Annotated in this window: 9 protein-coding genes, 2 pseudogenes and 1 riboswitch; of the genes and pseudogenes, 8 read left to right on the top strand and 3 right to left on the bottom strand. The window is 69.9% G+C overall.

Annotation, left to right across the window (positions count from 1 at the left end; translation table 11 throughout):
* Positions 1-136 precede the first annotated feature (136 nt).
* On the bottom strand, positions 137-1,903 hold the full coding sequence (locus tag AB0K60_RS09685) for an ABC transporter substrate-binding protein (RefSeq protein ID WP_364050678.1): 1,767 nt from the start codon (positions 1,901-1,903) through the stop codon (positions 137-139).
* 77 nt (positions 1,904-1,980) lie between these two features.
* Positions 1,981-3,006: an ABC transporter permease gene (locus AB0K60_RS09680; protein ID WP_364050675.1), complete on the bottom strand. Its 1,026-nt coding sequence runs from the start codon at positions 3,004-3,006 to the stop codon at positions 1,981-1,983.
* 556 nt (positions 3,007-3,562) lie between these two features.
* Positions 3,563-3,691: riboswitch (FMN riboswitch) on the top strand.
* A 188-nt stretch (positions 3,692-3,879) separates the two neighbouring features.
* Here AB0K60_RS09680 and AB0K60_RS09675 point away from each other — a divergent pair.
* The 8 genes and pseudogenes from AB0K60_RS09675 to AB0K60_RS09640 all read left to right on the top strand — a co-directional run bounded on the left by AB0K60_RS09675 (position 3,880) and on the right by AB0K60_RS09640 (position 12,039).
* The gene (locus AB0K60_RS09675; protein ID WP_364050672.1) at positions 3,880-4,503 is read left to right on the top strand and encodes a riboflavin synthase; all 624 of its coding nucleotides are present in this window, start codon (positions 3,880-3,882) and stop codon (positions 4,501-4,503) included.
* Positions 4,504-4,634: 131 nt separating this feature from the next.
* Positions 4,635-5,840: pseudogene (locus AB0K60_RS09670) on the top strand (bifunctional 3,4-dihydroxy-2-butanone-4-phosphate synthase/GTP cyclohydrolase II); the annotation flags it as partial.
* 260 nt (positions 5,841-6,100) lie between these two features.
* Positions 6,101-6,571, top strand: coding sequence for a 6,7-dimethyl-8-ribityllumazine synthase (gene ribH / locus AB0K60_RS09665; RefSeq protein WP_364050669.1), 471 nt, complete (start codon positions 6,101-6,103; stop codon positions 6,569-6,571).
* The gene (locus tag AB0K60_RS09660) at positions 6,568-7,062 is read left to right on the top strand and encodes a PH domain-containing protein (protein ID WP_364050666.1); all 495 of its coding nucleotides are present in this window, start codon (positions 6,568-6,570) and stop codon (positions 7,060-7,062) included. The genes ribH and AB0K60_RS09660 overlap by 4 nt, the downstream gene beginning before the upstream one ends.
* Positions 7,063-7,589: 527 nt before the next feature.
* Complete coding sequence (locus tag AB0K60_RS09655; RefSeq protein WP_364050663.1) at positions 7,590-8,459, top strand: MoxR family ATPase; 870 nt, start codon at positions 7,590-7,592, stop codon at positions 8,457-8,459.
* A 319-nt stretch (positions 8,460-8,778) separates the two neighbouring features.
* Positions 8,779-9,897 (top strand): VWA domain-containing protein, encoded by a 1,119-nt coding sequence (locus AB0K60_RS09650; RefSeq protein WP_364050660.1) that lies wholly within the window; start codon positions 8,779-8,781, stop codon positions 9,895-9,897.
* Between the two features lie 28 nt (positions 9,898-9,925).
* Entirely contained in the window at positions 9,926-11,023 is a 1,098-nt protein-coding gene (locus AB0K60_RS09645) for an XdhC/CoxI family protein (RefSeq protein ID WP_364050657.1), read from the top strand.
* Between the two features lie 202 nt (positions 11,024-11,225).
* A pseudogene (locus AB0K60_RS09640) lies at positions 11,226-12,039 on the top strand (IS5 family transposase).
* Positions 12,040-12,440: 401 nt separating this feature from the next.
* Here AB0K60_RS09640 and AB0K60_RS09635 read toward each other — a convergent pair.
* On the bottom strand, positions 12,441-12,752 hold the full coding sequence (locus tag AB0K60_RS09635) for a hypothetical protein (RefSeq protein WP_364050654.1): 312 nt from the start codon (positions 12,750-12,752) through the stop codon (positions 12,441-12,443).
* Positions 12,753-13,230: the final 478 nt, after the last annotated feature.

Here is a 13,230-nt window from a genome sequence, read left to right as displayed (position 1 = left end):
TGGGACTCCGGGCGTAGGGGCCCGCGCGGCCCCTGGACCGGCCGCCGGCGGGGTGTCGCCGCGGCGGCCGGCCAGGGGGTCAGCGCGGGTTCATACGAGCGTCACTCGGGGATCACTTGGGGGATCGCTCGGGGGATCACTGCTGCTTGACGAAGATGGTGTTGGGCGAGACGGCCCAGCTCTGCGGGTCGATCTCGGCGCCGCCGATCAGCGACCCGTGCAGCATGGTGCCGATGTCGTTGAGGTCGGGGACGAGCGGGGTGATCGTCTCCACGATCTTCTTGTCAAGGGCGCTCCACGCCGCGTTCGCCTCGTTGGCGTCCGACAGCGAGAGGATGCGCTTCATCTCCGCGTCGACTCCCGGGTCGCGCAGGTGGGACTGGTTGTAGCCGCCGTCGCGCACCGGGCCGAAGATGACCGGGAACACCGTCGAGCCTGACGGCCAGTCCTGGCCCCAGCCGCCCCAGTACATGTCGAAGCCGTTGTCCACCTTGCTGATCTGGTCGTAGTAGGTCTTGCGGGCCAGCGGCTTCGGCACCACGTTGATGCCGATCTTGGCGAGCTGGTTCTTGATGACGACCGTCTTGCGCTCCTCGGTGGGAGTCTGGTTGTACGCGTAGATGATCGTCGGGTTGGGGGTGCTCGACTCGGCCAGGAGCTGCTTGGCCTTCTCGATGTCGCCGTCCGGCTTGGCCTTCTGGCCGAACACGTCGAAGTCCGACCACCCGGCCACGACCGGGTTGAGGATGGTGGTGGAGATCACCTTGGCCGCGGGGCCGCCCTCGATCTGCTGGAGCTGGCGGGTCGGCCACGCGTAGTTGATCGCCTGCCGTACCTTGATGTCCTTCATCCGGTCGAGGTTGAAGTAGTAGTAGTTACCGTACGGCGAGGGCTGGCGCAGCAGCCGCGGCTTGAGGCTCTCGTCCTTCAGGACCTGCTGCAGCCGCTCGGGGGCGACGTAGCTGTAGAACGACATCGCGGTCTTGTCGGCCCCGGCGTCGGCGATGAACCGGTCACTGATCTGGATGGCCTCCTGGCCGAACTCGAAGCGCCACTTGTCCGGGTAGGCGCCGCGGATCGGGTCGGTGGCCGGGTCCCAGTTCGGGTTGCGCTCCAGCTCCATCGACTTGTCCGGAGTGTGCGCGGTGATCATGTACGGCCCGCTGGAGAAGGGCTGCTTGTCGTACTTCTCCTTGGTGTCCTTGGCCTTGGGCACCAGGTAGTAGCCGGCCATCGCGAAGGCGAAGTTGGCGTCGGCGTGCGGCTCCTTGAACTTGAAGACGACCGTCTTGTCGTCGGGCGTCTGGATGCTGTCCAGGTGCTTGCCGTCGTAGGGGCCCTGGTAGTCCTTCTTGTAGTCCTCTTGGGTGAGCCACTGCTGGATGTAGGCCGGGCCGAAGGTGATGTGCGGGGCGAACAGCCGCTCGATCGTCCACTTGACGTCCTCGGACGTGATCGCGCTGCCGTCCTGCCACTTCACCCCGTCCTTGAGGGTGAACGTCCAGGTCTTGCCGCCGTCGGAGACGGTGCCGGTGTCGGTGGCGAGGTCGCCGACGAGCTTGTACTCGCCCTTGGTCACGCGCCTGTAGCCGGTCAGGCCCCGCGCGTACAGCAGGGCCATGTTGCCTTCGGTGTTGACGTAGATCTGGCCCGGGTCGAGGTGGGCGAAGTCGTCGCGGTCGATCATCGTGACCGTGCCGCCCTTGACCACGCCCTCGGGCTCGGGGGCGGGCCCGCGAGAGTCGTCGGCGGTGCCGATCGTCACTTTCGGCGCGGTGAACGTCTCCGTCGCCGGAGCGGACGCCGAGGCGGCGGGCGCGTTGCCGCCGCCGCCCCCGCCCGCGTTGCCCGGGGCGCACGCCGCGCCGATCGCCAGTACGCCGATCGCCAGAACGGCCGTCACCGACCGTCTCCGTCGAATCATGTGGTATTGCTCCTATCTCCTACCTGAGGGGGTCATGACGTTCGGCAGGCGCGACATCAGCGCCTGATCTTGGGGTCGAAGGCGTCCCTGACCGAGTCGCCGAGCAGGTTGAAGGCGACCACGAAGATCAGCAACGCGATACCGGGGAACATCAGGTACGTGATGTCGTCCTGGTAGACCTCGGTGCCGCGCAGGAACATCCGGCCCCAGTCCGGCGTGGGCTCGATCATGCCGACGCCCAGGAAGGACAGCGCGGCCTCCGTGGTGACCAGGCTGGGCAGCAGCAGGGTGGACTGGATGAGGATGGGCGTCCAGAGGTTGGGCAGCAGTTCCTTGAAGATGATCCGTGTGGGGGAGGCCCCGGTCACCCGCGCGGCCTCGACGAACTCCCGCTCGCGCAGCGACAGCACGTTGCCGCGCAGCAGGCGGGCGAGTCCCGCCCAGCCGAAGATCGTGAGCACGATGATGAGCGTCACCGCCCGCAGCCAGATCGGCGTCGATTCCTCGGGCCGGACGAACAGGTTCTCCACCACCGGCATGAACGCGATGATGAACAGCGTCGAGGGGAACGACAGCATGACGTCGATGACGCGGCCGATGAAGTAGTCGGTCCTGCCGCCGAAGTAGCCGCTGACGATGCCGACCACGATGCCGACCAGCGTGGTGGCGATCGAGGCGGCGAGCGCGATCGCCAGCGAGGTGCGAATGCCGTACACGAGCTGCATGAACACGTCTCGGCCGAGGCTCGGCTCGATGCCGAACCAGAATTCCGAGCTGATGCCGCCGTTCGGCAGGATGGGGAAGCCGTACTCGTTGAGTAGACCCGGATTATCCAGGCCATATGTCGTATAGGGGTCTTTGCCGTACACGAGCGAGATGAGTGGCGCGCACACGGCGACGAGGATGAAGAACAGCACGATGGCCGCGGAGACCATGCCCGTGCGATCGCGGCGGAAGCGCAGCCACATCAGCCGGCCGGGGGAACGCCCCACGACGCTTCGGCTCGGCGTCGCCGGAGCCGTCGTCGCCGTGTCCACCGCGTCCGGAGGGGTGTCCGTGGTGGCGTGAGAGGGGAACGTCATTGCGCAGCGGCTCCCGGGTTACGTGAAAGATCGGGCAAAAAGCCGACCTGCTGGCACCCTGACAACTTATTTTCTTTGGGTCAACGGCTTGGGAGGGGTATCGGGTTTCTTGGTCACTTCGTTGTTCAACGTCAACCAGCTTGTGTCCCATAAACCTGTTGACCTGGGAAGACATCATAAGGAAAACTGTGAGTCAGCTGGCCTCCAGTTGTTCACGGTTCTGTGACACAATCCCGACACGATCGGGACAGATGGGGTTCGAGTGAGAGCGGCAATCATCTCCGGCCGAGGTGGCCGCCCGGCCAATTTGTAATTGACGGCTTACGGATCCCGGTTGTCAGGATTGTCAAGGCTTCCGGCCCGGGCCTGCCGTGATGACCGGCGGCGACCGTGCGCTCTCCGTCCGCTTTCCGTCCGCCCTCCGTCCGTCCACGGCCCCCGCGCCGCCCCGGCCGCCTCTCGCCGGTCTCCCGGGGCCCGTCGGCGGCATCGCGGCCCGTGAGGTGGGGCCCCCGCGCGTTCACCCGATCGGACATGGCACACTACAAGTGCAGCACAGCGTGCTCCGGGGTCGGTGAAAATCCGAACCGGCGGTGACAGTCCGCGACCCGGCCGAGGCCATCGGCCGGTTGACCCGGTGGAACTCCGGGACCGACGGTGAAAGTCCGGATGGGAGGAAGCGCGCGCGGCGGGGCCTACGCCCTGCCGCCTACGTCGGTGCGCCTTGAGCGCCGGTCCCGTTCCCCGGGGTTCGCCTCGGCACTTGCGGTACTGGCGACTAGGAGGCCCCGGTGATCGTTCCCCCTTCTGTTTTCCGGTCGCGTTCCTCGCGCGCCCGGCGTTTTCCCCGCGCCCGGCGAAAGGACTGACCGGATGTTCACCGGAATCGTCGAGGAGATCGGCGAGATAGCGGGCGTCGAGCACGTGGGCGACCGGGCGGGCGAGCTCGCGCGGATCGCGATCCGCGGCAAGACCGTCACCTCCGACGCCCGGCACGGCGACTCGATCGCGGTGGACGGCGTCTGCCTCACCGTGGTCGCCCTGGACGGCGAGGTGTTCACCGTGGACGCCGTCGCCGAGACGCTCGCCCGCACCACGCTGGGCGACCGGGCCGTGGGCTCGCGGGTCAACCTGGAGCGGGCCGTACGGGCCGATCAGCGGCTGGGCGGGCACATCGTGCAGGGGCACGTGGACGGCACCGGCACGGTGCTCTCCCGCGAGCCCGGCGAGCGGTGGGAGCGGGTGCGGTTCTCGCTGCCGCCCGCGCTCGCCCGGTACGTCGTGGAGAAGGGCTCCGTCGCCGTCGACGGGGTCAGCCTCACCGTGGCCGGAGTGGACGCCGAGAGCTTCACCGTCGCCCTCATCCCGGCCACCCTCGAGCTCACCACGCTCGGCGCGAAACGGCCGGGGGACCGGGTGAACCTGGAGGTCGACGTCATCGCCAAGTACGTCGAGAAGCAGGTCGCCGCCTACGCCGAGAGCGAGGCCGGGCGATGAGCGGGGCGATCGCGGGCGTCCCCGCGGCCACCACGGGCAGCCCCGTCGACAGGGCCGTCGACAGGGCCGTCGACAGGGCCGTCGACAGGGCCGTCGACAGGGCCGTCGACAGGGCCGAGGACACGCCGGACATCGTCCTTGACCCGGTCGAGCGGGCCATCGCCGACATCCGCGAGGGCCGGCCGGTCGTCGTGGTCGACGACGAGAACCGCGAGAACGAGGGCGACATCATCTTCGCCGCGTCGAAGGCCACGCCCGAGCTGCTGGCCTTCACCATCCGGCACACCAGCGGCGTCATCTGCGTGCCGATGCTCGGCGAGGACCTGGACAGGCTCGGCCTGCCGCTCATGGTGCACCAGAACCGGGAGCGGCTGCGCACCGCCTACACGGTCAGCGTGGACGCCCGCGACGGCGTCACCACGGGCATCTCGGCGGCCGACCGGGCGAAGACGATCCGGACCCTCGCCGACTCGGCCACCGAGCCGTACGAGCTGGTCCGTCCCGGGCACATCTTCCCGCTGCGCTACCGCGAGGGCGGCGTCCTCGTCAGGCCCGGCCACACCGAGGCCGCCGTGGACCTGGCCCGCCTCGCCGGGCTCACCCCGGCCGGCGTGCTCGCCGAGGTGGTCAACGACGACGGCACCATGGCCCGGCTGCCGGAGCTGCGGCGCTTCGCCGACGAGCACGACCTGGCGCTGATCTCGATCGAGCAGCTCATCGACCACCGCAGGCGCGTCGAGCGATTCGTCACCCGGGCCGCCGAGACCCGGCTGCCCAACCGGTACGGGATGTGGCGGGCGTACGGGTACGTCAGCGCGCTCGACGGCGGCGAGCACGTGGCGCTGGTCTACGGCGACAACGTGGCCGACTCCGGCGTGGAGAACGTCCTGGTCCGGGTGCACTCGGAGTGCCTCACCGGCGACGTGCTCGGCTCGCTGCGCTGCGACTGCGGCGTCCAGCTCGACAACGCCATGCGCATGATCGCCGCCGAGGGCCGGGGCGTCGTCGTCTACCTGCGCGGCCACGAGGGGCGCGGCATCGGCCTGACGGCCAAGCTGCGCGCCTACAGCCTGCAGGACAACGGCAGCGACACCGTGGACGCCAACGTGGAGCTCGGCCTGCCGGTGGACGCGCGGGAGTTCTCCAACGCCGGTCAGATCCTCGCCGACCTGGGGATAAGGTCGGTCCGGGTGCTCACCAACAACCCCGCCAAGGTGCGCGGGATGGACGGCTACGGCGTCAAGGTGCTCGGCCGCGAGGCCATGCCGGTGGCGGTCAACCCGCACAACGTGCGCTACCTGACGGTCAAGCGCGACCGGCTGGGCCACGACATCCCGGGGAACATCCCGGTCGCCGCCCCGAACGGCGCCCCGAATGGGGTACCGAACGGCGCCCCGAATGGCGTACCGAACGGCGCCCTGCGGGAGACCGGCCTGGCGGCGGAGTCCGGTGCGGCGCCCGGGCGGCCCCTCACCCCCGTCGATCCGGACATTCCGGTTTCGCCGGGAACGGGGACGCCGGTGCGGGTGGGAACGGAGCCGGGAGCGACGCGACCGGACGCGACACATCGGGGAGCGACGAACGTGGAGGACGAACGGTGAGCGGCATCGGCAGGCCCGACACGGGGGCGGTGAACGCGAGCGGCCTGAGCCTGGGCATCGTCGGCGCCCGCTGGCACGAGAAGATCACCGATCAGCTCGTCGCGCGGGCCGAGCAGGCGGCCCGCGACTGCGGCGCCCGCGCCGTGACCGTACGGGTGGCGGGATCGCTGGAGATCCCCGTGGTGGCCCAGGCGATGGCCCGCCGGTACGACGCGGTGGTCGCGCTCGGCGCGGTCATCCGCGGCGAGACCGCGCACTTCGACTACGTGTGCGAGTCGGTGACCTCGGGCCTGACCCGCATCGCGCTCGACGAGGCCACGCCCGTCGGCAACGGCGTGCTCACCTGTGACACCCTCGACCAGGCCCTGGACCGCTCGGGACTGCCCGGCAGCCGCGAGGACAAGGGGTACGAGGCCACCATCGCCGCTCTGGAGACCGCGCTGCTGCTGCGCGCCCTGGCCCGGTGAGCCCCTCGCCCGGCCGTACGGCCCCGCCGCTGCCGATCGTCTGGCTCCCGCGCCGGACCCGCTCGGTCGCCTACGCGGTGGCGGCGGTGCTCGTGGTCGGCTCGGTGGTGTTCGCCGTGCTGCTGCCCGCCCGGTTCCACATGCCGGACCGGGTGGGCGTGGTCGTCTTCTTCTGCGGGGTCGCCTGGCTGCTGTACATGCTCGGCCGTTCGCGCGTCAAGGCCGACGAGCGCGGGGTCACCCTGGTGAACGCCTTCCGCGTCCGGCGCTACGAGTGGGCCGAGCTGATCGGCGTCTCCATGCAGGTGGGCGACCCCTGGCCCCGGCTCGACCTCGCCGACGGCTCCAGCATCGGGGCGATGGGCATCCAGGGCTCGGAGAAACAGGCCGCCGACCGCGCGGTCGCCGAACTACGCGCGCTGATCAAGGAACACGGCGAGGCCCCCGAGCCCGGCACGTCCCCCGGCGGGGAAGAGTCCACCGGGGCCTGAAGGGGGCTCGCCGACGGCCCCTCGACCTACCGGCACCCAAGGTCGCGCCGACTACCGGGAACGCCGTCGGGTCCGACCCCGCCGCCAGGCGCGTGCCGTGTTCGGCACGTCGGCATGTCTGGCGGGGGGAGAGCCCGCCAGAGCGGGCGCGCACTCGCCGACGTCCCCTCGACGCCGTGGGACGCCATGGTGACACAGCCCACCGGCATCGCCGAGGTCGCGCCGACCACCGGGAACGCCGTCGGGTCCGACCCCGCCGCCAGGCGCGTGCCGTGCCCGGCATGTCCGGCGTGCCGGAGGGCCTGCCAGGGCGTGAGGGATGTCCGCCGTGTCCGGTACGTCCGTCGGGTCGGCGGCCTCTCGCGATGCGGAATCGGCCGACATAGGCTTGGAGCCCCGGGTGTGGCGGGTGCGGCTCCGTCATCTCCTGGGATCGGCGGCGTGAACGTAAGGGGCAGGCGTTTTGGCAGTTATTGCGATGTCCTGGCGAAGCGTACCCTTGAGGGGTGTTGCGGCAGGATATGCAGATGTTTGATATTGAATCGCCCGAAATGCTGGCCAAGGTGCTGGAGAAGCACTCCTACCTCGCCGACGACGGGCTGGCGACCGCGTGCTTCCTGGCGTTGCGCATGGGGCGCCCCCTGTTCCTGGAGGGGGAGGCCGGGGTGGGCAAGACCGAGCTGGCCAAGACCATCGCGACCGTGCTCGACGCCCCGCTGATCCGGCTGCAGTGCTACGAGGGCCTCGACGCCGCCCAGGCGCTGTACGACTGGGACTTCCCCCGCCAGCTTCTGCACCTCAAGGCCGCCGAGGCCGCCGGCATCGACGACGCCGCCCGGCTGGAGGGCGAGCTGTACGACCGCCGCTACCTGATTTCCCGGCCGCTGCTGCGTGCGCTGGAGACCCAGCCGAGCGTGCTGCTGGTGGACGAGGTGGACCGCGCCGACGACGAGTTCGAGGCGTTCCTGCTGGAGGTGCTCAGCGACTTCCAGATCTCCATCCCCGAGCTCGGCACGGTCAGCGCCGAGCGCCCACCGGTCGTGGTGATCACCTCCAACCGCACGCGCGAGGTGCACGACGCGCTCAAGCGCCGCTGCCTCTACCACTGGCTGGAGCACCCGACGTTCGAGCGGGAGGTGGCCATCCTGCTCAAGCGCCTCCCGGCATGCGGGGAGGCCCTCGCCGCCCAGGTCGCCCGCGCCACCGAGCGGCTGCGCGAGGCCGACCTGGTCAAGCCGCCGGGCATCGCCGAGACCCTCGACTGGACCGAGGCCCTGCTCACCCTGGGCGCGCGCGACCTCGACCCCGGGCTCGCCGCCGCCACCCTCGGGGCCGTGCTCAAGTACCGCGAGGACCAGGAGACGGTCCTCAAGAACGGCCTGCTCAACCATGTCTGACCCGGTGCCCGGCGCGGTGTCCGGCCCGATGTCCGGCCCTAGGTCCAGCAGGGCGTCCGGCGCGGTGTCCGGCCCGATGACCGGCCCTGGGTCCAGTACGGCGTCCAGCGAGGTATCCGGCGCGGCCCGCGCCGGCGGTGACGGCAGGTCCTCCCGAGGCGAGTCGGCACCGGTCACGGGACGGTACGCCGTACCGGGGATGAGTCTCGGGCCCGCGCTGCCGCCCGTTCTCCGGGGTCCCCTCGCATCCGGCCCAGGCGGCGGGCACGCGACCGGAGCGGGTGCGGGGCCGGAAGCGGCGGGAGCCGGATCCGGGCGAGTGGACGAGCGCCTGCTGGCGGTCATGACCGGATTCGCGCGGACGCTGCGCGCCGCCGGGGTCGCCGCCGACCGGGAGCGTACGCAGAACCTCATCGAGGCGCTGGCCCAGGTGGACGTGACCCGCCCGATGGACGTGTACTGGGCCGGGCGCTTCACCCTGTGCTCAGGACCCGACGACTTCCCCAGGTACGACCGCTGCTTCGCCGCCTACTTCAACGGGGAGCGGGCCGTGCCGGGGCCGTCCCGCACGATCGTGACCGTCACCCGCCACCTGGCCGCCCTCGACGACGACGGGGACGGCGAGGAGTCCGGCGGCGACGCGACGCCGATGTCGGCGAGCCGTATCGAGGTGCTCCGGCAGCGTGACGTGGCCCGGATGACGGCCGCCGAACGCGACGAGGTTCACCGCATGCTCGCCCTGCTGGAGCCGGAGCGCCGCCAGCGCGTGTCGCGCCGCTTCACCCCCGCGCATCGCGGCAGGCTCGACAACCGCCGTACGATCCGGGAGACCCTGCGGCGCGGCGGCGAGACCGCCCGCCTGCGCTACCGGACGCACCGCACCCGGCCGCGCCGCGTCGTCTTGCTGGTCGACGTCAGCGGCTCGATGTCTCCGTACGCCGACACGCTGCTGCGTTTCGCGCACGCGCTGGTCCGCCGCGAGCCCCGCGCCACCCAGGTCTTCACCGTCGGCACCCGGCTCACCCGCGTCACCGACGAGTTGCGGCACCGCGACCCCGGCACCGCGATGCGCGAGGTGTCGGCCGCGATCCCCGACTGGAGCGGCGGCACCCGGCTCGGCGACGAGCTGAAGGAGTTCCTCGCCACGGGCTCCCACGCCCGGGGCGCCATCGTCGTGATCGCCTCCGACGGGTGGGAACGCGGCGACCCGTCCCTGCTGGGCCGCCAGATGGCCCGCCTGTCCCGCCTCGCCGCCCGCGTGGTCTGGGTCAACCCGCACAAGGGCAACGCGGGCTATGAGCCGCTGACCGGGGGCATAAGGGCCGCCCTGCCGTACGTTGACGACTTCGTGGCCGGGCACAGCCTGGCCGCCTTCGAGGACCTGGCCGTCTTGCTCTCCGCACGACGGTCCACGCCCCGGCGTACGGCGTGGCGATAGGCAGAACTTGATCGACCGGGAGGCCACAGTGCGTGACGTGCTTTCGCAAATCATCCGATGGTGGGAGGCCGGGGAGTCGTTCGGGTTGGCCACCGTGGTCAACACCTTCCGCAGCGCGCCCCGGCCGCCCGGCGCGTCGATGGCCGTGCTGAGGAGCGAGGCCGTGGGCAGCGTCTCCGGCGGCTGCGTCGAGGGGGCGGTGTACGAGCTGGCCGGCGAGGTGGTGGCGTCCGGCCCGCCGGTGCTGCAGCGGTACGGCGTGTCCGACGACGACGCCTTCACCGTGGGGCTGACCTGCGGCGGCATCATCGACATCTTCGTGGAGAAGATTTCCCGTGAGACCTTCCCCGAGCTGGGCGAGATCGCGGCGTCGATCGACAAGCACGAACCGGTGGCCGTCGCGACCATCCTGTCCGGCCCGGGCACGGTGGGGGCGCGCCGGGTCATCTGGCCCGACCGATCGTCGGGTTCGCTGGGGAGCGAGCGGCTCGACCAGGCGGTCGACGACGACGCGCGCGGCATGCTCGCCCAGGGCTCCACCGGGGTCCGCCGGTACGGCGCGGCGGGCGAGCGGCGTCTCGACGACCTCCAGGTGTTCGTGCACTCCTTCGCGCCGCCGCCGCGCATGCTCGTCTTCGGCGCGATCGACTTCGCCGCCGCCGTGGCGCGGATCGGCAAGTTCCTCGGCTACCACGTGGTCGTCTGCGACGCCCGGCCGGTGTTCGCCACCACCAAGCGGTTCCCCGACGCCGACGAGGTGATCGTGAAGTGGCCGCACGACTACCTCTCCGAGGCGCACGTGGACGAGCGCACCGTGATCTGCGTGCTCACCCACGACCCCAAGTTCGACGTGCCGCTGCTGGAGGTGGCCCTGCGGACCGACGCGGGCTACGTGGGCGCGATGGGCTCCCGCCGTACCCACGAGGACCGCATGGCGCGACTGCGCGAGGTCGGCCTGTCGGAGTCGGAACTGGCCCGCCTGCGCTCGCCGATCGGCCTCGACCTCGGCTCCCGCACCCCCGAGGAGACCGCCGTGTCGATCGCGGCCGAGCTGATCCAGTTGCGCTGGGGCGGCTCGGGCCGTCCCCTCACCGACACTGACGGGCGCATCCACCGGGACATTTAACCGCTCCCCTCGTGAACGAGGGGAGCGCCCGCTTACGCCGCCGGACGGGACGGCGTCCCGCCCGGTCCTATGCGATCGCCGCCGGACGGGGGTGTAGCCCGGCTTCGGGAGCATCACTCGCGTGGAGCTCTTAGAACGCCTAACAGAATGATCTCTGTTGTGGTTTGATCTCTCGCTGTAGCAAAGGCGAGAGGAGCGGTAGGTGGCGCGGCCGAAGCCGTGGGAGGTCAGCGATGAGTTGTGGGCGGTCGTCGAGCCGTTGCTGCCCAAGCATCAGCGGCGGACCCATCATCCGGGACGCAAGCGCCTGGACGACCGGCTGGTCCTGCAGGGCATCTTGTTCGTCCCGCACACCGGCATCGCCTGGGAGCACCTGCCCCGGGAACTGGGCTACGGCTCGGGCATGACCTGCCGGCGGCGCCTGGCCGAGTGGCAGAAGGCCGGCGTCCGGCAGCGACTGCACCAGGTCCTGCTCGATCGGCTGCGGGCCGCCGACGCGCTGGACTTCTCCCGTACCGCGGTGGACTCCTCCCACATCAGAGCGTTGAAAGGGGGGCGCAGACAGGCCCGAGCCCGGTCGGCAGAGGCCGGCCGGGCGGCAAGCACCACCTGATCACCGACGCCACCGGCATCCTGCTGGCGGCCATCGTCACCGGCGGCAACCGCAACGACGTCACCCGGCTTGTCCCGCTGCTGGAGGCCATTCGCCGGTGCGCGGCAAGCGAGGACGGCCCCGCCGACGCCCTGATGTGGTTCTAGGTGATCGCGGCTACGACCACGACAGGTACCGCAAGCTGGTGCGCGCGCTCGGGGTATGGCCCCAGATCGCCCGCCGCAGCACCGAGCACGGCTCTGGCCTGGGTAAACAGCGGTGGGTCGTCGAGCAGACCTTCGCCCTGCTACACGGCTTCCGCCGACTGCGGATCCGCTGGGAGATCCGCCTCGACATCCACCAGGCCTTCCTCAGCCTCGGCTGCGCGTTGATCTGCTGGCGCCGTCTCAGCTCATTGTGTTAGGCCTTCTTAGCGTGAGAGAGATCGCCTCTGCCGGCGGCGCGGCAGTGTGTGCTCGGCTGTCGCCGCACCGGCCGCAGTCTATCGTGCTGTACGCCGTGCACACCGGACGCGGGGGTGTGACCGTGCTTGCGTACCATGAAGATCAACGCGGCATTGGCTGGGGACATAGCGGCGTCCACCGCCTTGCGCGCCATCGTGGACTTGGTCGGCAACTTCGGTCGAAGGTATAAAGTGCCGTCCGGAACCTGGATCTGCGTGACGCTGCGGAAACTGGATCGCTGTGCGACGGCGACAGACGCAGCGTTCTCCAATTCCACCCTGATCACTGCCTATGTCGCCCCTTGGGCAGCTGCGAATTGGCAAGCCAGGTGGACCGCGAGGGTGGCAAGGTCAGGTCCCCGTCATTTCGGGTAGAGCCCGTAGGCGATGCTCACCTGGCCTTCGGTCAAGTCCTCCGTCCCGAATCGCACGTCGATGGTGCCCACCAGGTCCGCTTGGGCGGCGATGTGGATCCCGAAGGCGCGCAATGTGCCGTTGATGCTCCACTGCTGCTTGCACCTTCGTATGTATGCCACGGTTCCAGCTCGAAAGCTCGACCTCCCGGTGAGCCACCGCACCAGTTGGTCATCCTTGCTGGCCAGGTGCGCATCCAGGTCATCCAGAGATAGCGGGGAGAGGGTGGCAACGCCGTCGGACAGCCGCAATCTGCTCATCTGACAACTTGTAGGTGTCGAGAACCTCACAAGCAACCGGATATCGAAGTGTCGCCGTTCGGTCGTCTGTGCTGGGCCTGCTCATCGCCCCGGCCAAATCGGCGGCTAGGGGGTCGAGGAACATCGGAACGAAAACCGCCTCTAAGCTTCCGTCGCTCCTGGTAGGGGCACATGGTGGTGTATGGCATCTGCTGTAGTTCCACGTTCAACCACGCCGGGTTTATTGCAGGTCGGTTTCTGGCCCCGGCCGGATGGCGGGACCGTCTCGCAGTGCCCCGCTATCACCTCAGACAGGTGTAACGTCATCCCCTCGATCCCAGGGCTCCGGCGTAGTCGCAGTTTGAGGCCTGATGTCCGGATCTTGTGAGGCGGCGGCCGGAATACGTGAGCAGGCACGACCTTCGCGATCATGAGGTTGTCGAAGCCTTGATCGTGAGAGAAGACCGTGCCTGCCCCCTCATCCCCGATCTGCGCCGTC

The sequence above is a fragment of the Thermopolyspora sp. NPDC052614 genome (assembly GCF_040678635.1).
Taxonomy (GTDB): domain Bacteria; phylum Actinomycetota; class Actinomycetes; order Streptosporangiales; family Streptosporangiaceae; genus Thermopolyspora.
Note: the sequence above shows the minus strand (reverse complement) of the source record. Positions and strands in the feature narration are given on the sequence as shown.